Origin of the sequence: Paenarthrobacter sp. MSM-2-10-13 (assembly GCF_011605365.1) — a bacterium.
In the GTDB taxonomy this organism is placed as follows: Bacteria; Actinomycetota; Actinomycetes; order Actinomycetales; family Micrococcaceae; genus Arthrobacter.
Map to the genome: position 1 here is coordinate 142,247 of NZ_JAAOXO010000010.1, position 20,631 is coordinate 162,877.

22 protein-coding genes are annotated in these 20,631 nt (G+C 60.1%); 9 read left to right on the forward strand and 13 right to left on the reverse strand.

Going from position 1 to position 20,631, the window contains the following annotated elements:
• The first annotated feature begins 4 nt into the window (after positions 1-4).
• Entirely contained in the window at positions 5-148 is a 144-nt protein-coding gene (locus HAV21_RS17640; RefSeq protein ID WP_160147691.1) for a hypothetical protein, read from the forward strand.
• A 374-nt stretch (positions 149-522) separates the two neighbouring features.
• Here the strand turns inward: HAV21_RS17640 and HAV21_RS17645 are convergent, their stop codons facing one another.
• Genes HAV21_RS17645 through mobC form a run of 3 tightly spaced genes read right to left on the reverse strand, consistent with a single transcriptional unit; the run spans position 523 to position 4,176 of the window.
• Positions 523-2,121: a hypothetical protein gene (locus HAV21_RS17645; RefSeq protein WP_166842597.1), complete on the reverse strand. Its 1,599-nt coding sequence runs from the start codon at positions 2,119-2,121 to the stop codon at positions 523-525.
• A 30-nt stretch (positions 2,122-2,151) separates the two neighbouring features.
• A complete protein-coding gene (locus HAV21_RS17650) occupies positions 2,152-3,780 on the reverse strand; it encodes a relaxase/mobilization nuclease domain-containing protein (RefSeq protein WP_166842598.1) in 1,629 nt (542 codons plus the stop codon).
• 3 nt (positions 3,781-3,783) lie between these two features.
• Entirely contained in the window at positions 3,784-4,176 is a 393-nt protein-coding gene (gene mobC / locus HAV21_RS17655; RefSeq protein WP_208097045.1) for a plasmid mobilization relaxosome protein MobC, read from the reverse strand.
• 222 nt (positions 4,177-4,398) lie between these two features.
• On the opposite strand from mobC, the gene HAV21_RS17660 reads away from it, so the two are divergent.
• On the forward strand, positions 4,399-4,701 hold the full coding sequence (locus HAV21_RS17660) for a hypothetical protein (RefSeq protein WP_011777147.1): 303 nt from the start codon (positions 4,399-4,401) through the stop codon (positions 4,699-4,701).
• A gap of 823 nt (positions 4,702-5,524) precedes the next feature.
• Here the strand turns inward: HAV21_RS17660 and HAV21_RS17665 are convergent.
• From HAV21_RS17665 to HAV21_RS22360, 7 genes are all read right to left on the reverse strand, one after another.
• The gene (locus tag HAV21_RS17665; RefSeq protein ID WP_166842599.1) at positions 5,525-5,782 is read right to left on the reverse strand and encodes a hypothetical protein; all 258 of its coding nucleotides are present in this window, start codon (positions 5,780-5,782) and stop codon (positions 5,525-5,527) included.
• An 11-nt stretch (positions 5,783-5,793) separates the two neighbouring features.
• Positions 5,794-6,237: a hypothetical protein gene (locus tag HAV21_RS17670; protein ID WP_166842600.1), complete on the reverse strand. Its 444-nt coding sequence runs from the start codon at positions 6,235-6,237 to the stop codon at positions 5,794-5,796.
• A gap of 50 nt (positions 6,238-6,287) precedes the next feature.
• A complete protein-coding gene (locus HAV21_RS22355; protein ID WP_243753356.1) occupies positions 6,288-7,154 on the reverse strand; it encodes a single-stranded DNA-binding protein in 867 nt (288 codons plus the stop codon).
• Between the two features lie 5 nt (positions 7,155-7,159).
• Positions 7,160-7,435 (reverse strand): hypothetical protein, encoded by a 276-nt coding sequence (locus HAV21_RS17680; RefSeq protein WP_166842601.1) that lies wholly within the window; start codon positions 7,433-7,435, stop codon positions 7,160-7,162.
• An 8-nt stretch (positions 7,436-7,443) separates the two neighbouring features.
• Positions 7,444-7,716 (reverse strand): glutaredoxin family protein, encoded by a 273-nt coding sequence (locus tag HAV21_RS17685; RefSeq protein WP_166842602.1) that lies wholly within the window; start codon positions 7,714-7,716, stop codon positions 7,444-7,446.
• A 439-nt stretch (positions 7,717-8,155) separates the two neighbouring features.
• A complete protein-coding gene (locus HAV21_RS17690) occupies positions 8,156-8,521 on the reverse strand; it encodes a hypothetical protein (RefSeq protein WP_166842603.1) in 366 nt (121 codons plus the stop codon).
• A gap of 366 nt (positions 8,522-8,887) precedes the next feature.
• Complete coding sequence (locus HAV21_RS22360; RefSeq protein WP_166842617.1) at positions 8,888-9,997, reverse strand: site-specific integrase; 1,110 nt, start codon at positions 9,995-9,997, stop codon at positions 8,888-8,890.
• A 181-nt stretch (positions 9,998-10,178) separates the two neighbouring features.
• Between HAV21_RS22360 and HAV21_RS17700 the strand changes: the two genes are divergently transcribed.
• From HAV21_RS17700 to HAV21_RS17730, 7 genes are all read left to right on the forward strand, one after another.
• Positions 10,179-10,487 (forward strand): hypothetical protein, encoded by a 309-nt coding sequence (locus HAV21_RS17700; protein ID WP_166842604.1) that lies wholly within the window; start codon positions 10,179-10,181, stop codon positions 10,485-10,487.
• 167 nt (positions 10,488-10,654) lie between these two features.
• Entirely contained in the window at positions 10,655-12,337 is a 1,683-nt protein-coding gene (gene istA, locus HAV21_RS17705; RefSeq protein ID WP_069695247.1) for an IS21 family transposase, read from the forward strand.
• A complete protein-coding gene (istB, locus tag HAV21_RS17710; RefSeq protein ID WP_069695248.1) occupies positions 12,334-13,158 on the forward strand; it encodes an IS21-like element helper ATPase IstB in 825 nt (274 codons plus the stop codon). The genes istA and istB overlap by 4 nt, the downstream gene beginning before the upstream one ends.
• 97 nt (positions 13,159-13,255) lie before the next feature.
• Entirely contained in the window at positions 13,256-13,963 is a 708-nt protein-coding gene (locus HAV21_RS17715; RefSeq protein WP_166842605.1) for a hypothetical protein, read from the forward strand.
• Positions 13,964-14,040: 77 nt separating this feature from the next.
• Positions 14,041-14,412 carry a hypothetical protein gene (locus HAV21_RS17720; protein ID WP_139126781.1) on the forward strand — a complete coding sequence of 124 codons (372 nt, stop codon included), beginning with the start codon at positions 14,041-14,043 and terminating at the stop codon, positions 14,410-14,412.
• A 106-nt stretch (positions 14,413-14,518) separates the two neighbouring features.
• Positions 14,519-14,974 (forward strand): hypothetical protein, encoded by a 456-nt coding sequence (locus HAV21_RS17725; RefSeq protein ID WP_139126782.1) that lies wholly within the window; start codon positions 14,519-14,521, stop codon positions 14,972-14,974.
• A 423-nt stretch (positions 14,975-15,397) separates the two neighbouring features.
• Positions 15,398-15,904 carry a GNAT family N-acetyltransferase gene (locus tag HAV21_RS17730; RefSeq protein ID WP_139126783.1) on the forward strand — a complete coding sequence of 169 codons (507 nt, stop codon included), beginning with the start codon at positions 15,398-15,400 and terminating at the stop codon, positions 15,902-15,904.
• Positions 15,905-15,914: 10 nt separating this feature from the next.
• Here the strand turns inward: HAV21_RS17730 and HAV21_RS17735 are convergent, their stop codons facing one another.
• The 3 genes from HAV21_RS17735 to HAV21_RS17745 form a co-directional block, all read right to left on the reverse strand.
• Complete coding sequence (locus HAV21_RS17735; RefSeq protein WP_166842606.1) at positions 15,915-18,242, reverse strand: site-specific integrase; 2,328 nt, start codon at positions 18,240-18,242, stop codon at positions 15,915-15,917.
• Positions 18,233-19,330 (reverse strand): site-specific integrase, encoded by a 1,098-nt coding sequence (locus HAV21_RS17740; protein WP_166842607.1) that lies wholly within the window; start codon positions 19,328-19,330, stop codon positions 18,233-18,235. Before HAV21_RS17740 ends, HAV21_RS17735 begins: the two co-directional genes overlap by 10 nt.
• A 153-nt stretch (positions 19,331-19,483) precedes the next feature.
• Positions 19,484-20,631, reverse strand: a 1,148-nt coding sequence (locus HAV21_RS17745) for a chromosome partitioning protein ParB (protein WP_166842608.1), incomplete at its 5' end; no start/stop codon positions are given.

Below are 20,631 nucleotides of genomic sequence, written 5' to 3' on the forward strand. Positions count from 1 at the left end.
TGAAATGGCTGACAACAAATCTAACAACCCTGACTCCAGCGGCCGTAGCCGGACCACAAAGTTCGCGGAAGGACAAAAGCCGGCCAGCTACTCGGTTCCGCCGGCAACGATGAAGCCGGGGTCACCGCCGGCGGCGCCGAAGAAGTAGAGGCATAGTCCTGTAGCAGGAACTCCGCCGGGGCCTCAATCCCGCCATAGTACCGGAGGTCCCAGAGGCCCTCCTTCGCAGAGGCGGCCAAGATGGCCGGCCGTGGCAAGCCCGGAAAGCTAACCCGAGCCGGGTGGTCCTTCAAGTCATGCAAGAGGCCGGGGTGAATGCGGCGTAGACCTTGGTCTCGCTGCCCTTCGAAGCATCGCTTGAAGATAACGCGCCCCGAAGGCTCCGAAAGCCCAGGCGTGAGGCCTTAATTGGCGAAGCCTCGATCAAATAGCGGTTGATCGAAGCTTCGCTCGCATTATGCCCACCCGAAGCTTGACGTTGGCTGTGAAGACTCAGCCTCTGGGACTCCGGGGTTCTGTCGGCTATCGGGATAACCCGCCTTTGCTTCTCTCGGCGCCTACAGCCGCACCTGTGCGGGACTTCTTGGCCTTGGTTGCTTTCCCGGTTGTAACGGCTGCGCTGGGGTGCGTGCCCTCGCCGCGCGCGGCTGCGAGGCGGCCACGGATCTGCGTTTCGCTGGCCCCGGAATCGGTAAGTGACTCCGCGAACTTCTTGTGATGTTCGGCGGACCCGTAGCCGGCCTGCGAAGCGGTTTCGGTCTTCAAGCCCTGGTCTTTCAGCATTCTGCTGTCATTACCGGTGACGCGGTTCTCAATCTCTCGGCCGACGCCCTCCATGCGTGCGAAGAGTTCCTTCTCGGCGCGCTCGTACCTCTGCTCCTGCGTTGACCATTTGTCGCCTTTGAATCCGCCCTCTGCCAACAGTTTGGCTTCGTGCAGGTTCTTGGCGGCGTCGACGAACGCTGGGTCTTTGAAGTGTTCCTCGGCGGCACCGTTGATGTTCGCGGTTGTTTCTTTCCGTAGCTGGTCGATGTCTGGTCCGTTGATGCCGTCCTTGCCGATAAGGTACATGCGCTCCTTCACGGTCGCGTCGGCTACCTCCAATGCTTTGGGTGTCTTGGCGTTGTGTGCCAGCTGGAGTGCTTTGGTCAGTTCGGGGTTGGCCAGGTACTCCACGGGCACCTGGTGGCGTTCCATCTGGGGTGCGAGCTTCGCCGCTTGGGCGCGGAGTTCTTCGACCCGGGCAGCGGCCAGGAGCTGCATTGCCTTTTCGTGTTCCACTGCGGCTGACTGTGATGCCAGCTGGGCGCCTGTAGCTGCCTGCCAATGTCGGATGAGCCTGTTCTCGTCGCTGCGCTCATCGGCTACCGTGTCGGCAAAGTCGTGGCGAAGTTTCCAGTCGTCGTAAAACTTCGGGTCGTGTTCTTTTGCCCATTCCGTAGCCCGGCCCAGATCAGTCTGGTCAACGCCCTCGGGGCTTTGCCCAACGGCCGGTGCTGTGGCGGTTTGCCAGTAGTGAATGAGCTCCCTTTCGACGGAGCGTTGGTCCTCTACGGTGTCCGTGAATCCCTGGCGGTTTCTCCACTCGGCGTAGAACCTTGGGTCTTCTTCTGCGGCCCATTCAATGGCACTTTGGAGTTGGCTCTTGTGCTCGTCCTGTCCCTGCACTCCCGCGGCGGTTCCAGGTGCTGCCAAGCGTGCCCTTTCGGTGGCGATGGTGTGAATGCCCAACTCAAGATACGCGGTGTCCGTGCCGACGTCTCTGGTGTCGATGCCGTACCGCGCAAAGACTTCCTGGCGGATCCTTTCGGACGCTGCCAGAGCGGTGGGGTCGTGGTCCTTCCACGCTTCAGCGACGGTGTGGGCGGTAGCGATGTCGGACGGTTGGGCTTTGTCCCACCACTGCTCCTTTTCAACCGGTGCGAGTGCTGCGTGCGCTGCACTGCGTTCGGTGGCAAAGCGTGCTTGGGCTTCATGAGCAGCCGTCGATTCAAGGTGTTCCTGCTGCCGCTGAGCTTCCTGTCGTTTGCGAGCCAGAGTCTCTGCAATACGGGAGGCGATCATCAGTGATTGCCGCAGTCCGCCGTCTACTACATCGTCCATTCCGTCTGATTCACTCATGGTGTTCCCCTTGCACTAGTGGTGTGATTCTTATCGGTCGAGTACAGGCCCGGATTCGCGTCCAGTTCGCGTGGGTGTCTTGGCTGGTGTTGCTGTTCCTGGAACAACCGAGCCGGGACGGATTGGTGCCATACCGCGTAGGCCGAGCTCCACAGGGTTCCGAGCCTGTTCGCGCTCTACTGATTGCTCGGTCGCACCTACGTTGACGGGCCGGGGCATGGTCGCTGCAAAGGGCTTGAGTTGGGTTGCAACGACGGCCCGGATCCTCTCAGCTTCCCGTGTCCGACCGGATTGCAGATGCATGTCGTAGATCGCCGCAGCCATGTTCGCCAGTTGCACCATCAGCGCAGCCTGCGCCGCTGTCTTGTTCTTGCTCGATGCTGCCAGGAACAACATGGCGGTGCCGGCGATGGACGGCAGCGCGACAGGTTTGCCGTGCTGGCGAGGTGCACGCAGTTGCGCGGTGCGGGACAATTCAGCGGCGGTTTCGGCCAGCGGTCCGGGTGTGGTTTCGAGACGGTGTGACCAAGCCGCGAAGGCGCCGGAAACGTCGCGTGCTGCTTTCGCCCAGGTGGCGTGATCGTCCAACGGAATGGCACGCAGCTGTTCTGCAAGGGCTGTGGCGTTGCGGGTGTACTCCACCCATACCTGCGGAGACGGTGTAGCTTTCTCAGGACCGGTCTTGGAGACGGTGCGCTTGTTGCGAGCTGCCGCGTTCCATTCCGCCGCAGCTTCCGTGGCAAGCTGCGGGGAATCCATCCATGCCTCACGCAGAGCACCAAGCTTCAAGTCCGAGGCAAGGGTTCCACCGCCGAACCAAATGGGACGCTCTCCGGCCTTAGGTCGCTCGGCCACGGAGTACCCGACAATGACGTCGGTGGTGTTCTTCGCGTAGCGGGGTCGGAGCAGCATTCCCGTGCCACGGGCGCGGCGAACGAACTCTCCCTCCGTTGCTGATGCACTGGCACTGGCCCGCACCTTACGCGCCAGTGCCGAGCGGTGCATTTCCCGTTCGTCCCGTGCAGCGGTGGCCTTCTCAGCGCGGTCGTAACCACGAGTGGCGTGCACGGTGGAAAGTTGTTCTAGCCCGTACTTAACTTCCAGTTCCCGGCACGTCTTTTGTGCCCTTTTGTAGTCCCCGTGAGTAGAGGCCTTGGTGCCGTCCTCGCGGACCAGGGACACTGCCAAGTGGATGTGGTGGTTGCCGTTCTCGCTCGTGCCGTGGTTGATCGCTGCCCAGCGGCACTGTGCCTTGCCACTAGCTGCAGTGAAGCCCATGGCATCCATGAAATCGTTCGCGATGTCGCCCCATTGCTGGTCCGTCAGTGCGCCCTCTTCAGCGCGAAGACTCAGCGAACAGTGCCACACGCTGGCGTCCTTGTAGCCAACGTGCACGCGTTCCTTCTTGGCCGCATCCCACTGCATGTCCTTGATCTGAACGGAAACACCGAACAGCTTGCGTGGTTGGTCGAGGTGCTTGGCAATGGCCAGAGCGTCATCCCTGTCCAGCATGCCGTCGTCGTACCAACTCATGATGGCCGCATCACCAGCCACCAAGTGCGGCTCAGTGTGTGCGTTCTTGATCTTGTCAGAGTCGGTCGATGCCAGGTAAACCATCAGGCCACCCATTCGCGAACCGCGGGTGATGTTCGGAATCATTCCTTACATCAACCCCTCGATGGCCTGGTCGATTCGCATAGCCACGGTCCGGAGATGCTTCAGAGCCTCACGGGCCTCTACGGGGAACTCACCCGTGGCATTGGCTTGCCGCGCGAGTTGGTTGATGTTGTTCGAGGAACGGGCAAGAAGGTTGTGCAATTGCATGAGTTCAGCGCCGATTGCGCGGCGCTCCGTGGGTGAGTCGGTGCGCTCTGCCAGGGCCGATGAAACCAGCAGGTTCGGGACGGTCACTTTCTCCCGTTCGGCCCTCGCCACGAGAGCCGCTTCCTCTTCCAACGTGACCCATACGTCACGGCGCTTCTTCGTTCCTGCCGGAGTGTTCGCACGACGACGGCGGGACAGATTGGGACGGTGAGCACTCCCCTCGTCCGACATCCCAATCCCCCTTCAAAGGCCCAGCGCAGCGACCCCTAATCGGGGACCACACTGACCAGTGTGCCGTACTCGACCGCCAGTGTCGAGGACGACAAGCCACTTACACCCGTGTAAGTGTATAGCTTGCTCCGCAAGATTGGGTTTTCGCGTTTTTCGCACCCTTTGTGCGAACCGGCAGAAACAGTTCCCGTCGGTGTCAGTCAGGGCCGCTAGACTGGCCACATGGACATCAACGACATTGCCGCTAAAGCGGCCGCGAAGATTGACGCTGCCAGGGACGCCAAGGTCAATGCTGTGAAGAACGCAGCAGCCAGCAGCGTCGAACTTCAGGAAGCCGCGCAGCTGCTCGCGGCAGCCGAGCAGAAGTACGCCAAGGACTACCAAGCTGCGCTGCGTGCCGACTGGACCGAATCGGACTTGCGCGGCTTCGGCCTGGACACGCCAGGTAGGAAGGCCGGCGGACGACCGCGCGGCAAGAAGACCGCCCGGGAAACAGCGCCTGCCTCGGTGGCATCGGAACAGTAACCCCTCGTCCACATGGGCACGGCAAAAGCTAAAACCTTCGGGCTTTTCCCGCACACATGTGGACGACCGGACCCACCCGACCGGCTGCACACAACCACCACGTCACCAAAGCGAGGACACTCACCAGGACGAGCGGTGGCCGTGCACAGCCTGGATATGCAGTCGGTCAACAACGGGAACGTTTCCCATGGTCCAAGACTGAACGCTGGCCGACACACCACACGTGCAGGGCCGGCTTCTTTTCAGCCGGGACGACACACGCAGTTCACGCGATGCGGAGACAGGCGGGCACAGGAACCGATAGTGCCGGGAGACGTATCAAGCGGCAGGGGGATTCACGCTGAGGTACTGGACGCTTTCACCCAAGACCTACCTCCCAGCCCACACAAGAAACGACGTGCACGCAGCTGGGGCCCGTACCGAATGGTACGGGCCCTAGCTGTGTGCAAAACAATTCGTATCGCGTTCCTCAACGTCCTGGGTTAGCTGAGGGAACCTGTCCTCCCATAGTTTCCTGCATCTCACAGGGAGCATCAGCTGAGGCCAGATATCGCGCAAAAGACCGGCGTTGAGAAATTCCCTCTTCCGCTGCTGTCCCTACGCGCAGCACCGCCTGGTACGCCTTGATGACTCCTTCGGACTGGCCCAGATCACACTCGGCTCGTGGCCCCCAGTACACGTGGTGAGGCAGTGTGATCTGCCCTTCCGCCGGCCCCTGAAGGTCACCGAGTCTGTCCGGTGTTTCGTAGGGCATCACGTCCTGAATGAGCACTCGTTCCACCGGTTCGGAAGGTGCAGGCTTTCCTGGCTTGGGCCGGTTCATTTACCGGTCCTCTCTGGCTGCCGATTCGGCCCGGGTCCGTCGCCCTGGACGGAGTTCGCCTGCTTCGATCCCCGGCCATTTCCGGCCGTCGTTGTACTTGCGCTGCAGACGTCGCAGCTCCCGGCGTGCGGCTGCCTCAACGAAGTCCGTGATCGAGGCGTAGCCCTCCGACGGTCCAGCGGCCTGGACGGCTGCACGGATCTGCTTCAGGTCATCATCCGTGAAATACGGATTCTTCTTTTCGCTCTGCTTCGTCATCGCGAAACTCTCTAGGTGATGTTGGCCGGGAAGATGCTGGAAGCCAGCCAAGGTGCACCAGCTTCTGTGTTGGTCATGACAATGATCCATTCCCCGGCATCGGTCCCGATCCTGACCCTCACTTGGTTCCCTGTCCCTGATTGGGGATGCTCCAAATCCGCTGCGCGCACCGTCGCCGGTTTGAGGTCGGGAGGATCAATGTTCCGGGCTTCGCGAGCAAAGGTAGTGGTTACCAGTGGCGTGAGATCCTGAAGCCAAGACTCCTTCGACAAGGATTCGCCGGAGAACTTGCGCAGGGCGTCAACTGCACTGGTCGCCGCGACATCCTCGCGCTGCACATTGGCCGGCCCGTCCATGTACACTGGCGCGGAAGACTCCCGAAGCACGGGTGCTGCGCTGCAGCCAGCGGCGGTAATTACAAGCACTGCGGCCATGGTTGTTCTGGTTGTCATCATGCGTGCCATCGTCCCCACGTCTTTCTGGTTCATTAGGCTGTTCGGGCGGTCTAGAACGGGGGTTCAGCGTCGGGGCCGTTGCCCCAGGAACCGGCATTGGTCTGCGGGGTTGCGGCCCATGGGTCGTCCTGCTGGTTGGTCTGTCCGCCAGCGCCCTGGTTACCGAATCCGCCGCCGTTTCCTGCGCCCTGGTTGGTGCGCTGGGTGCGGTTTACTTTCGCATTTGCGTAACGCAGGCTCGGACCGATCTCCTCTACCTCAAGCTCTATGACGGTGCGCTTTTCGCCCTCTTTGGTCTCGTAGGACCGGGACTTCAACCTGCCGGAAACGATGACGCGCGTGCCCTTGGTCAGGGACTCGGCGACGTTCTCAGCTGCTTCCCGCCACACACTGGCACGGAGGAAAAGCGTCTCCCCGTCCTTCCACTCGTTGGACTGACGATCGAAGGTTCTGGGCGTTGAAGCGATCGTGAAATTCGCTACCGCCGAACCTGATGGGGTGAACCTCAACTCGGGGTCCGATGTCAGGTTTCCAATGACAGTAATGGTGGTTTCGCCGGCCATGATGATTCCTTTTCCTCGTGTGCTGTTGGTGTTCTCGGTGTGTGTGCTGGTTTCGTTCTGAGGTTCGGTCCCACCGGGTTGGTCGTGGGTGAGGTCGTTGGGCTGGTGCTGGTCTGCGGTGTGTTCATCCCACAGTCCGCCGGCCCCGAGCGGGGCGCGGTTGATCGCCTCAAGGTACCGGTCGTCGCCTCCCTTGTAGGGGGCGGCGTAGAAGCCGTCGTACAGATCCACAACTTCGGGCTCTACAGGGTCGGGGTGGATCGTGCCGCTGGGGTTGGTCTGCCGGAACAGGTCCACCTCCAACGGGATCCGCGGGCTGATCTTGAACCCGTCCACAGGGTGCGGGGTGGTCATAGTCCTCACCCGAGTTCGGTGATGCGGAGGCTTGCCCGGTAGGCGAGCTGTTCGGCCATCAGGTCGCGGGTGTTGAGCTCGTACCGTGATTCGGCCTCCTCGTCGTAGAAGACGGTGGAGGCGTCGTAGAAGCGTGCCTCGGGCAGTGTCGCCGGGGAGTTCAGGAACGCGAACCCGTACGCCACGGCCTGCAGTTCCGGGTCGGTACGCAGCTCCGTAGGGACAGCAAGCTGGTCCAGGATCGTAGTGATGGTCTCGGCGGTGATGGGCGTGGCAGTCATGATGCCTCCTAGCGGTTCGCGGGTGTGTGGGTCATGGCGGCGTGGACGAGCTTGTCGCGGCGCAGCCCGGACCAGTGGTCCTGGTCATCGGAGTTGTTCACGATGACGGGTGCCTGGGAGTACCCGAGCTCCTGGGTGATGTATTCCAGTGCTGCCGGCACTTCGGTGATATCCACCGGGGTGTAGGTGATGCCTTTGGAGTCGAAGTACTCCATGGTGCGGTCGCAGTTCGGGCAACCGGGTTTCGTGTAGACCGTGTAATCGGTGATTGAGGAAGTCATTTTCAGTCCTGCGTTTCGTATCAGTTTTGGTTAGGTTCGTCTGGCTGACTTGCTACTACTATTCTAGCTTTTATCCAATCGGATTTAAAGGCTTTTCCCCTTATTTCTAGGGGTTTTTGACGTGTTTTTGGTAGTGATTTTCTGGTGATTTGGGCGTCTGGTGAGTTTGGGAAGATCGCGGGTAGTAGCCCGTCGGTACTCCCCCGGCTTCATTAGGAGCTGCCCAGGGGCGTGAGGTTCTTGTGCCCGTGTCAGGTGATTCCGAATTTCCCAGTGGGTGGTCCCGGCTGAGAGCAACTGTTCCGCTGCGGGTGGGGGCCGGCGGCGGATTGTCTTGTCCCATGGGGAAGCTTCCCGGTTTTGCTGTTTAAACAAAACAGGACCGGCGCGGGCCGGTCCTGTTTCGCTCTCCTCGGACAAAGGAAATCTGTGGTTCAGTTTAGCGGACTCTTCCGGTGTTCCACGGCTGGTTTTCGCTTGGAGTGCGGTGCGCAGTGCCCCAGAGGGTTAGTCCGATGACCAGCGCGAAACCTCCAATGATGAGTCCCCAGCCGAGTCCGCTGCGGCCTAAGACAAGGAGGCCGCTAAGGGGCGTCGCGATGGCCAGGCCGAAAGCGAGGTCCGTGGCCTTGGGGGCCCTTAGTGATGCTTGGTTTCTTCCTCGGATGATCACGGCCGCACAAACGTAAACCGCGACTAGTGCGGTGCTGATCAGCATCATTGCCGGCTGTGACCAGTCGAAGCCGCTGAAGTCGCTGTTCATGAAGTCGGTGATGGGGTTGTCGGGGATTGGTGGCTTGGTCAAGGTGACTCCTGTCGTGGTGCCATGAGATGAGCCTATCGGTGGCCTCTGACAAAACTTCTCGGTGGTGAGTCGATGGAGTAGCCAGGTAGCCGGGTGCTGCGCGGCTTTTGGTGGGTGTGTGCCTGGTGGCGCTCAATGGCGGTCCGTCGCTGGTGAGTGGCTGCTGTGGTTCGCCCTGGGCGGCGGACCGCCCGACATTTGGGAGGTTCCCGGCCCTGCTCGTGGTGAGTGGCCGGGGGCCTTGCCGGGCGGTGGGGGTTCCGCCCGGCAAGGGGTTCTTATGCCGCTTTTTCTTCGGCGGGTTTGCCGCTGTCGATGATGATCTGCTCAACCTCGCTCGGGGTGTAACTTCTCCGGACTAACGGGTCAAGAGGCGTGAAGTTGCCTGATGGAGCGTTCCGTCGCTTCCGCTGCGTCGAGGAGAGCCTGAGGCATGAGGTGGCCATAGATCTCTTCAGTTGTTCTCGTTGAGGAGTGACCAAGCCGTCGGGAGAGCGTGAAAATGGGGATGCTTCCTTCCTGGAGAAGCCATGAGGCATGCGTGTGCCTAAGGTCGTGGATACGGGGCGTCTGCGTTAGTCCGTCCGCCTGTGCGGAACGGACCGCGGGGCGCCAATGATGATCCCAGAAGGGTTTGTGCGCTATTCGGTCACCGGTACGTGTAGTGAATAACAGGTCGCTGCCGGGACGGTTGGCAACGAGTGGGGTGAGCAGGTCCGTGAGGGCCCGATTCAACGCAATTGTCCGCTTCCCTGCGCCCGTCTTTGTTGGTCCCAAGTAGTACCGGGATTGATCATCCCGCTTCCAGGCTTTGTTGACTCGTGCTGTTGGGGGTCGGGCAATTAGGTCTATGTCGCCAACGGTGAGAGCGGTAGCCTCCCCGAACCTGGTTCCCGTCATCACCAAGAAGCTAATGAATGGCTTATAGTCTTCGTCCATGGAGCTCAAAACCAGCTGATATTCGGCATGGGTAAGGAATTTCTTGGTGTCATCAGAGCGCTCAAGCGGAGGTAGTCGGACCCCCCGACAAGGGTTGCGGGGTATGTATTGGAGCTTCTCCGCCGTCTGAAGTGCAGCAGACAACAATCCGTGGATGTTGTGGATGGTTTTCGGGGCCATTCCTTTGTTGCTTAGGGTGCGTAGCCAAAGCATGACATCCCTATAGCCGAGTTCCTTCACGGGTATCCGGCCGATCGTTCCCTGGATATGTAGATCCAGCATCCGTTGATACGTTCGTATGGTTCCGCTGGAAGGACGAACCAGCAGATCGATGTGCTCTTGAACGACTTCGCTGACCCAGGGTCCAGTTATTGTCCTGCGTTGTTTAGCTCGCAGAGCCCTGATCAGTGACTGTCCATGATCATTGAGGCTCCGCATCAGAGCGAGGGCCTCCTCCTCAGACCGGAACGTCAGACCCTGCTGACGCCTGGTTTCGGGGTCCCGCCACCGAACCATAAATGACGGCTGACTACCCATGCGGGGCCGTCGGAGAATACTGGCCACGAGATCAGGCTACGCCTATGTTTCGCAGCGGCCCACCTTGGCTTGTATGCCGTACGAGTCGTCGTCCTGAGCCCGTCAGGGCGCATGGCTTTGAGTCCTAAATTGTCGGTGCCATGAAGTAGGTTGAGCGCAAAGGACTACTTCAGGAGACCAAATGACAATTCACTACTTCGATTCGCTTGGACACTGGGTTGCCTTCCGCACCAGCGAAATCAACAAGAACCTGTTCAGCCCGACGGCGAAGTGGATCGGCTGGCTTGCGTGGAATGACAACGACGTGTGCGGCGTCGCAACAAAGATGTACCTTGGCACGCTCGTCGGCGATCGCCTCCTAAAGAAGGTGCATCCGCCCTCCCATTTCACGCCTTTCACTCCGTTTACGCCCTTCACTCCGTTTACCCCGTTCACGCCCTTCTCCAAACACTCGATCGGGCTGCCGGCGGGCTACGTGGACGTGCACTGACCCGGCTCGTCATCTTCACGGTGGTTGTGACAGGTTTAGATGGCCCCGGTAGGACGGTTATTTCTGGCCCCAATTCTAGACTCGCCGGGCGTTTGTGACGGTTATATGTGGCCCCACCTTCAACGTTGGTTCCATCAGTGGATGGATGCGACGGAGGGTTGGTCCGGATGGAGTCGAGGGTGGAGTTGTTTGCGCGGATCCGACGGGATGCCCGGGTTGAGGGTTTGTCGGTGCGCGCATTGGCGGCAAGGCATAAGGTCCATCGCAGAACCGTGCGGCAGGCGTTAGAGGCTGCGATTCCTCCGGATCGGAAACCGCGGCGCGGTGTTGCTTGGCGGCTGGAACCGTTCAAGACCGCCATTGACCAGATGCTTGTCGATGACACGGCTGCTCCACGGAAACAGCGGCATACAGCCCGAAGGATACTGGCGCGGCTGATTGAGGAGCGCGGAGCGACAGAGCTGTCGTATTCGACGGTGAGGGATTACGTGAGGGTGCGCCGGGCCCAGATCGATCTGGAAGCCGGCCGCAGGGTCGAAGTCTTTGTCCCTCAGGAACACGCACCGGGCGCCGAAGCGGAGGTCGATTTCGGTGAGGTCTTTGTCGTGCTCAATGGTGTGAAGACCAAGTGCCACATGTTTGTGTTCCGGCTCTCCCATTCCGGCAAAGCCATCCACCGGGTCTACCCTACCCAAGCCCAAGAAGCTTTCTTGGAAGGCCATATCGAGGCGTTCAAGGAGATCGGCGGTATTCCGGTCAAACACATCCGCTACGACAACCTCACCAGCGCCGTAACCTCGGTGTTGTTCGGGCAGGGCAGGAACCGGCATGAAAACGACCGCTGGGTGCTATTCCGCTCCCACTACGGGTTTGACGCTTTTTACTGCCAACCAGGGATCGCCGGCGCTCATGAGAAGGGCGGGGTCGAGGGCGAGGTGGGATGGTTCCGTCGGAACCGGCTCACGCCGATGCCTGTGGCTGCGTCCCTGGAGGAGCTAAACGACCGGATCAGAGGTTGGGAGTCCAAAGATGAGGACCGGAGGATCAACGACAGGATCCGTACCATCGGCCAAGACTATGCGGCAGAACGGCCCTGCTTGGGGCCGTTGCCCGTGGAAGAGTTTGATCCCGGGCTGGCATTGAACCCACGCGTTGATCGTTCATCAATGGTCACCGTTCGTATGGTGAAGTACTCCGTTCCGGCGCGGTTCATCGGACGGCAGGTCCGGGTCTCGTTGCGGGCATCCGACGTCGTGGTTTTTGACGGACGCGTGGTGGTGGCCAGGCACCAACGGCTCGCGGCCCGGACGGGGTGCTCGGTCCAGCTGGACCACTATCTGGAGGTCTTGAAGACCAAGCCCGGCGCGCTTCCCGGGTCTACCGCCCTGGCCAAAGCGAGGGAATCAGGTGCGTTCACTAGCGCCCATGAAGCGTTCTGGGCTGCCTCGCGCAAGGTCAACGGCGATGCCGACGGGACCAGGGAACTGATCGATGTCCTGTTGCTGCACCGCTGCATGGATCCCAATGATGTTAAAGCTGGGATCGTCGCCGCCCTTGGCGTTGGGGCCGTCAGCGCCGACGTCGTCGCGGTAGAGGCCCGGCGCCACGCCGCCGCAGCCCCATCGGGTGGGGCCAGCTCGGATCGCCATCCCGGTGAACACGCTGACGTGAAAATGCAACGAGTTGTCAGCCTGACTCAGCGCCGGCTGACCGATCCGGCAGCCGTTATCGCAGGATTGCCACGGGATACCCGGCCTTTGCCCTCGGTCAATGCCTATGACGAGTTGCTGGCCAAGCGCAGTCAACACACCACCGATAAGGAAACGGCATCGAAGGAGAACATCTCATGAGCCCAACAGCCCCGGCGGCCACGATCACACCAACGCTGCGCCGACGGCGTGGCCTGACCGAACAAGCCGCCATCGCCGCCGTGGATCAGGCTTGCCGCAGGCTCCGGCTACCCACCGTCCGCGCGGTCCTGAACGAGGCTCTTGCCGTGGCCGGGAAAGAACAACTCACCTATCAGGGCTTCCTGGCCGAGCTGCTACTGGCAGAATGCGATGACCGTGACCGGCGCTCGTCCATCCGAAGGGTGAAGGCCGCGAACTTCCCGCGGAACAAGTGGCTCGGTGACTTCGATTTCGATGCCAACTCGAACATCAACCCCGCGACAATTCACACGCTCGCAACCGGGGACTGGATCCGCAAAGGCGCACCCCTATGTCTGATCGGGGATTCGGGAACCGGAAAATCTCACCTGCTGATCGGGCTCGGCACGGCGGCCGCTGAACAGGGCTACCGCGTCCGATACACCCTTGCAACAAGGCTCGTAAATGAACTCGTCGAAGCTGCGGACGAGAAGATGCTTGCCAAGACCATCGCCCGTTACGGCAGGGTCGATCTGCTCTGCATCGACGAGCTGGGATACATGGAACTGGACCGCCGGGGCGCCGAACTACTCTTCCAGGTCCTGACCGAACGCGAAGAGAAAAACTCAATCGCCATTGCCTCCAACGAGTCGTTCTCGGGTTGGACGAAGACCTTTACGGACCCTCGGCTCTGCGCCGCAATCGTGGACCGGCTGACCTTCAACGGAACCATCATCGAAACTGGCACCGACTCTTATCGGCTAGCCCATACCATCGCCCAACAAGTGCCTTCGTCAGTCTGATTGGAGCCAACCTGGACGGTTAGGGACAGCTGCCGCAAAGGAGCGCCGCCTCGGCCCAGATGTAGAGGAAACGGGGTAGCCGGCCCGGTGTCCAGGGGTGGATACTCACGTCAAGAGCTTCGTTCTTTTTGGGTGCGTCGTTCGGGGCGGCTTTGCCGACAGTGCGTTGACCGATGACAGTTGTGCCGTCTTCCGCCTTCATAAGACTGTTTCATTTCCGCCTCATTGCCCCTGTCAGGGGCCATTGCCCAAAGGCCATCAAGGCATTAGCCTTGCTCCATCCAATGGATTTACTCTCTCTGGGGGGGCAGAAGTAATGCATGGCAAATGGAAAATTGCGCTAACAGCCGTAGCCGTTGCTGGCGTCGGTGTAGCCGCTGTTGCTGCGTCATCACCGTCTGAACACGCTGTCGGAAAAGCAGCGGACATCGTTCCCGCGATGGCATCCCAACAGCAATTGTCAGACCGTTTACCCGAGTCCGCTGCCAAGACGTTTTCGTCAACCGGCATCGATCCGGCATCCGTACGGTTGGTGGGCAAAACCACCAATCTTCAATACTTTGCGGCCGCCATGGGAAGCGATCAGATCTGCATCGTCACGGTCGGACAGGACGGCTCCGGTCAAATGATGGGCTGCACCTTCGTCAAGGGATTCGAAGGATATGGCCTCCGCGTGGCCAACCCCGACAAAAGCGAAGAAGCGTGGCTTGTAGTCCCGGGCAGCACTCAAGCTGCTGCAGCCAGCGACCCCGAAAAATGGGACGCTACCGCTCCGAATTTTCTCGTGAAGGGAAGCACCCGCTAACCCGAGGGCGTGCCTGAACACAGGCCGGCCGAATTCGACCCTTCGAACACTCACGTCAGAATTGGATGGGACCCGACATGCACGTCGTAAAACGCGCCTCACTAACCCTTCTCGCCGTAACAGCACTGGTGCTTGGCTCCAGCCAGGCCGCGAATGCCTGGGGCAGCAACAGCTGGTACGTTCAACCAACAAACTGCAACCCAGGAACGTTCTACGGAACCAGCTGGTACGACTTCCCGAATGGCTTAGCTAAAGCTCAAACTTCCGAAAGCGGTAATTACTGCTGGTTTGGAAACGTCAAAGTCACCAGTGCAGTCCGTGACAATTGGGGCAACGGCTACGGGTGGAGCTCGGCAGCGAACTTCACCCAGACCTACTTTCCCACATCTTATGGAGGGTCATGGGGTGGCATCCACGCCTGGGGAGACTCCGGCGGTCGCCTGACCTAAGTCCTGGATTAGGGCCGGGCGACCGATTCGGAAACCCGGCCCTCGCCAAGGAATCCTCGCCGTGCTCTGATGAGTAGTGATGACGGGTTCGCACAAGGGAGCAGACATGAACGGGAATCTTGAACCGTTGTTTCGGGCGGATCCCGCGCCGAGACCGGTGAAGGGCATTCTCCTGGGCTTCACGGCCGCCCTATGCTGGTGGATTGGTATCGCCGGGACGGCGAACAACTCCGGCGGCACCCCATACCTCGTAGTCCCTGCCCTGGTCACTGCATTAGCGTTTGTAGTTGTGCGCCGAGAACGGAACGCTCGGGGCAGATACTTCAAGACCCCGCCAATCCGCAGGCATCGCTTCGCTTTGCCCCGCGCCCGGGCCATGATCGCAATCCTTTGCGGGTTTACGGCCCTGCTATCTTGGTGGATCGCCATAGTTGCGTTCGTTGTCAGCGGTGGCGACATCCAGGCCATCATGGTCTTTCTCTTCGTCCCCGTCGCAAGCACTATAGGGACGTTCTTTGCTGCCCGTAGCGCTGGGTGGATGGGTAAAGGCAACCACTGCTAGTCCGCGCCCCGTCCCCACAAGCTGGGCCTTCTCATACACGGCCGCCCTCGATGCCACGCCCAAACCATCAGACCGATCGCTTCCCCCAACCGGTTCTACACTCGTGGGGTCGGCAGGGGCCGACAAAGGATGCCGGATCAATCCACGGCCGTTACACGGCCGGGCAATGGCCGGTCTCCGTTTCCGTCAATCAGCCATCCTTCCGTCTCCGACCCGCATGCAGCCAAAGAAACCCAGGACACTGGGGCGGCACTTCGAATCTAAGATTGCCCAATCCTCAAGCTGGGGCCAGAAATAGCCGTCCTACCGGGGCCATTTTTAGTTGACATATTCATCACGGCCCGTTTCGCATCACACCAGCAGTATCCCTTCACTCGAAACAACTGAAAGGATCCCTCAGTGCTCCATGTTCAAATTGACCGCGTGAACTCAGATGCCGAGCGATCGGAAATCGAGGCGTTCTTCACCTCTCACATCCACGATGTCAACCGGTTCCCCTTGATGGCCCGGGCGATTGATCCCCTTAAGGGGTTTCCGTCATACATCCTCACCGTTCGGGACGCTGTCGGCTTAATCGGGGCCCTTCATGCGGGCGCGGCAGCGGAGCAAATATGGGCCTATGTCAGTCATGGACTTCCAGCTTCGGAAGTCAGCCAAGGCATCAGGGATCACGCCATGATCTATAGCCTGGCGGTCCGCGAAGACTGTCGACGGAAGGGGGTCGCCCGTACTCTGGTCAAGGAGCTGCTCACCCAACTTCAGGGATTCAAGCGTCTCTATGGCGTGACCGAGCCGGAGTCGGCCTCGTTTTACCGGGCGTGCGGCTTCAGCGTGCTTCCGCCTGGCGCAGAGATTCAGCTGATGATTGGCCGGGCGCAGGTGAATATTCCGCTGGCGGGCAAAGGGTCCTGGTTCAGCATGGTGTTCTGAGCAGGCCGTTCTAGTCCTTGGGGCCCGATGGAAATGACGGAACACCCAGGGAGACCTGCCTGGCCATGCGGGCCAGCTTCTCCCGTGCAGCGTTTAGGCTGATGTCGATACCTTCGAGTTCGCCTAGCCACCCTCGTTGTTCGGCTTCCATCTTCCGGTCTTCTAGGGCTTCGATGAGTTCCTTGAGTCGTGGGCGTTGTGCGGGGTCGGGTCGGAGTACCGGGCATCGGATGCAGGCGTGTTCGTGGATGCAGGGTGTTTTGTAGGCACGTCCGCAGCTACCGAGCTCGACCTTTCGCTTCTTGAAATGCTCGTGGAATTCGTTGATTTCGGCCTCGGTGGGTTCGAGGTAATCCTCGGCAGGACGGAGGGCGCGCCGCCTATCGAGGAAGCCTCTGAAATGCCGGTGGGTGTCCTCGTCGTGAACGGCGGCATAACCCTGCGTTGTGGAGATGTTTTGATGCCCCATGAGCTTGGCCAGGATATGGATCGGAAGGCCGGCGGCGAGGGCTGATGTGGCGAAAAGTCTGCGGAAATCGTGGGGTGTGAACTTGTACTCATCACCGTTCTCGTCCCTGAGACCGGATCTGTTGATTGCGTCCTTGATGGCGATTCTGGCCCACTCCGGTGACATGGTTCGGCGTTCACTGCCGCACCTGAGCTGAAACAGGTGTGGGAGAGGCTGGCTGTACGTGCGCTCGGCTGAGTCGTAGCGCACCGCAAGAGGGACGCGTCCGTCAGGTGTCGAGACGCGCCTCTTAACCTGGGCAAAGACGTGAGCGAGTTCCGGAGAGATCAGCAGTATTCGTTCCCTGTCCGTCTTCGAGGGAACGATCTGCAGCAGAGGCAGTGCCTCGCCGGTGTCCGGGAGCCTATAAATGGAAAAAGCATGCGTAGTGATCTCCACGAGCTCTTCGATTCGCACGCCGGTCTCATTGAGCGTGTTGGTCAGGGCCCAACTCCAGAAACAGCTCTCTTCCCGCTGGGTGAGGTCGACCCGACGTTCGAACTCTCCACCTGTTACCCATACCCGCCCGGAGCCGCGAGGCCAGCTTTTTCTGCTTCGACTCATCTCCCGGCGGCGATAGGTCACCCCTTGGTGCTCGAACTCCTGCCCTTGCTCCACCGCCATGGCGGCGGCCAGGATTGCCTGAGCATCTTTGAGCTCCTTGTCAGTGCTCTCGAGGAGTCTTGGCAGTATCGGGCTCAGATCGCGGATCCGTTGGTGGATACGGGCCTGGGTTCGTCGCTTGTTCTTGTTGGCACCGGCCGTATCCTCCCGGGTCAGGAAAGGAGGCGCCGCCCATTCAGCCCAGTAGGCATCGTCCGTGGCCCAGGCCGCAATATCCAGGTAAAGACCCCTGACCATGAAAAGGGTGCGGTGTTTGGTCGTGATCGAGCCCTGCATAAAGCGGCTAAGCCAGGCGCGTCCCTCTTCGAAACTCAACCGGAGGCTGTTCGCTCCCGGGTTGTGGGCTTCGACATCGAGCCAGAAATTCTTCACCAGCTCGTAGACCATCCAGCGAAGGGTGGAGTAGTCCACCGAAATCTCTCTGGTCTTGAGGTATCGCACCAGCATGTCTCGAACCGGCTGGCTTTGGATCCCGTAGGAGTCAACCATCTCCTCAACACCTGGACGCTTCACTGCGACCAGTTGCAACAGTCCAGGGATCGAGGAATCAAAGACTCCAAGGTCCTTGAGCATCGACCAGACATACGTCAGACCATCGGGCTTTTGCTTACGTTCGAGCTGGTATTCCCTGTAGTCAAGCAAGTGTTCGGGCCGGAGATCATTCACAGAGAGCCCGGTGTGCGCCAAGACCTTTGTCATAACGGTGAGGCCGTTACCGACGTTGGACTGTCGGACATCCAATCCGGACCCGTGCTCTTTCATTCGAGCGAAGAATTCCGGGTTCCTGTTTTCTCGGATGCGGTGGAACCTGGGTCTGGCGTTCCGAAGCCATGTGTAGCTCGGCCGGATCACGTCCAACGCGATGAGATCCGCGATTCCGTTGGCCGATTCAAACCTGGCCCTGTTCAGACGGATGCCCTTCCAAGGGCTCCCAAGCTGGTCCTTCCAGTCATTTCCTGGGTCCTGGCAGTCAGCGTTTTCCCACCGTTGCTGCCACGTCTGTCCTTCGAATTCGGTCAAGGCGGTCAAGATAGTGCGGACTCCGCGGAGCGATACTTCGTCGGCGCCAGCCAGCCTCTCAGCCTGTTGCAGCAGCTCTGCCTGCGAGAGTAGCGACCGGCGCGGAACAGGGTCGTGTGGTTCGTGGGCTGGTTCCGTTGTCGGCGGTGCAGGCAGCGGGCGGACGTAGTCTCGGACTATTGCCATGTGGTTCCTCCGAAGAGTTCAGTCATGTCCTCTGCTGAATACGAGGAGTGCTGTTCCACCCCGACGTCAGGGCTATCGTCTGCTGTGGTTCTTGCGACTAAGTGCTTGTTGACTCGTTCGATCACTTCATCGTCCCGGAGCCGCAGATACGTTTCGGTGGAAGTGATGTGGACGTGCCCCAAGACGGACTGGACGTCCGTGAGTGAAAGATTGGGATCGCGTGCCATGCGGATGGCAGCGGTATGTCGAAAGTCGTGGAGAGTCCAGTTGGCGCCCAGCATCGTATTTATTCTGCGAATGATGCCCCGCGCTGCTTCATAGTTCAGTGGCCGGAAGGGCTTTCGAAGGGTCCACCACGCAGAAGCTGCAGATTTGGTGAGATCGGGGGGCAGGGACTCTTGGTATAGCCGGAACCATGTGAAAGCTTCCTGCGAAGCGGGGATGCGTTGGATTGCTCCGCTTCCTTTACGTACTACCGAAATGCATTGTTGTCCAACATCGACCATTCCGTTCGTTAGACCGACCAGTTCGGATGGCCGGGCGGCACTGGAGACATAGAAAGCAACCAAGGCCCTGTCTCTGTCGGATCCCAACGCGTGAAAAAGGTTTTCAAAAGCTTCATCGGGAATAGACCGAGGTGCCTGCACGGGGACCTTTTGCCGGTAATGAGCCCGCGGCCCTTGTTGGAAGGCATTTTCAGGATTGTGGTGAGCTCCGAAACGCCCATGCGGTCCCATTCGTTCTGGCACCGGATTCACCAGAGGGCCCGTTAGGGCTCGCAAGTGGAAGTCATAGAACGCGCTGAGCACGGACAGATTGTGATTGATAGTCCGCGGCGAATACCGGTCTGTTAAATACGGCTTGCCGGAGACTTCGTTGAAGGCCGGCACTGGCCGCCGCCTGCCCACGTCCTTCGATGCTTCACGTAAGGAAGCCACGAAATCACGGACATCATCACGGCTAACAGGATTCCAGACCTTGCCCGTAGCCCAAAGAAAACGGAACCACCGCAGAAGATCCCGCGCATAGGACTCAACACTGGCAGAACTCATTCCCCTGGCCCAGAAGTCCTTCAGGTAATGTTCCACGCTCCGTATTGGGGCACCGTCGGGCCCCACGACTTGCCAGTACGGCGCGGCAGGGATCGCTTTTACAGCCCCTTTAGGACGTGCCTCGTCGGATCCGTCTTGCGTCTTAGTGGCCATACCGGGCGACTCCAAGTGTCCGTTGGTGGTCCGAGATTAACCAACCCGCTTAGTCCGGTCAACATACCCCCACAGGACCAACTGGTTCAGGTAGTCCCGGTGGGTTTGGGAGGGGGACCGCCATGAATCCTTGGCGATAGTCTTCTCATACCCGGCGCAAACAAGTGCGATGAGTGAGAACTCGGGCCGGGCCGTGGACTTGGCCACGTGATCCCGGAGTGGGTTCCATCCCCACCGGTCTGACTCTTCGGACTTTGCTCCAACCATTTCGGCAGCCACTTTGCCGTCATAGCCGCTGGCCGTTTCGGGGTGGTGGGTGAGCGCGTGTGCGGTGAAGTGCTGCCAGCCCTTCGGTGCTTGCTTCTTCGCCAACAGGTTCTTGACGAATTCCCGGCGTACGGTGGTTGCCGATTCGGCGGCTTTGTTATTGGCGATCAGGGCTTTCCGCTCGGCCTTCTGCTCGTCGGTCATCGGGCCTTTCTGGACGTTGCTGCCACCGTCATAGCGCTCATACTTCGCTGTGAATCCCAGTTCCTTCCATCCAGCGATGACAGGCTTTGCGGCGTGCTCGCCCCGGTAGTTGGTTGAAACATAGGCCGCGTTGGCGTCCTCGTCGGTCGCCGGTTCTCCGTCTGCACGGTTGGCTGCTGAGACAAACAGGTTCTCTTCGTCGCCGTAGTTTCCTGCGTCCTCAACAATGGCTTTGCCTTCGGCTTTCAGCCCCTCGATCAGGGCATCCAACGCGGCTGCTCGTTCGCGCTCGTCCCGCAGCTGCTGGGCCACGTGGAACAGTTGGTCGGGTTCATCCATGATGACCGATTCCAACTCAGCTGTTGCTTCCTCGTCACCTTCGAACTCGGCCATGATGAGAGCTTCTTCGATGCTCCATCCTCGGCCCAGGGCGGCGGACCCAGCCTCGGATGCCTTGGCCTTCAAAGCTCCTTCGACGGTGGTCTTTTTCCGTCCGGTCTTCTTGGCGATCGCTGCCGCCGAAACGCCGATCAGGGACAGTTGGTGGTAGGCGTCCGCTTCGTCCGCCTCGGTCAGTTCCGCGCGTTGGATGTTCTCCACCACCTGTGTCACGATGCGTTCGGCTTCCTCGGGGCTGTCGATGATCATCACCGGGATTTCCGTGCGCTGGGCTTCGACGGCGGCGCGGGTGCGGCGCTGCCCCATCAGGACAT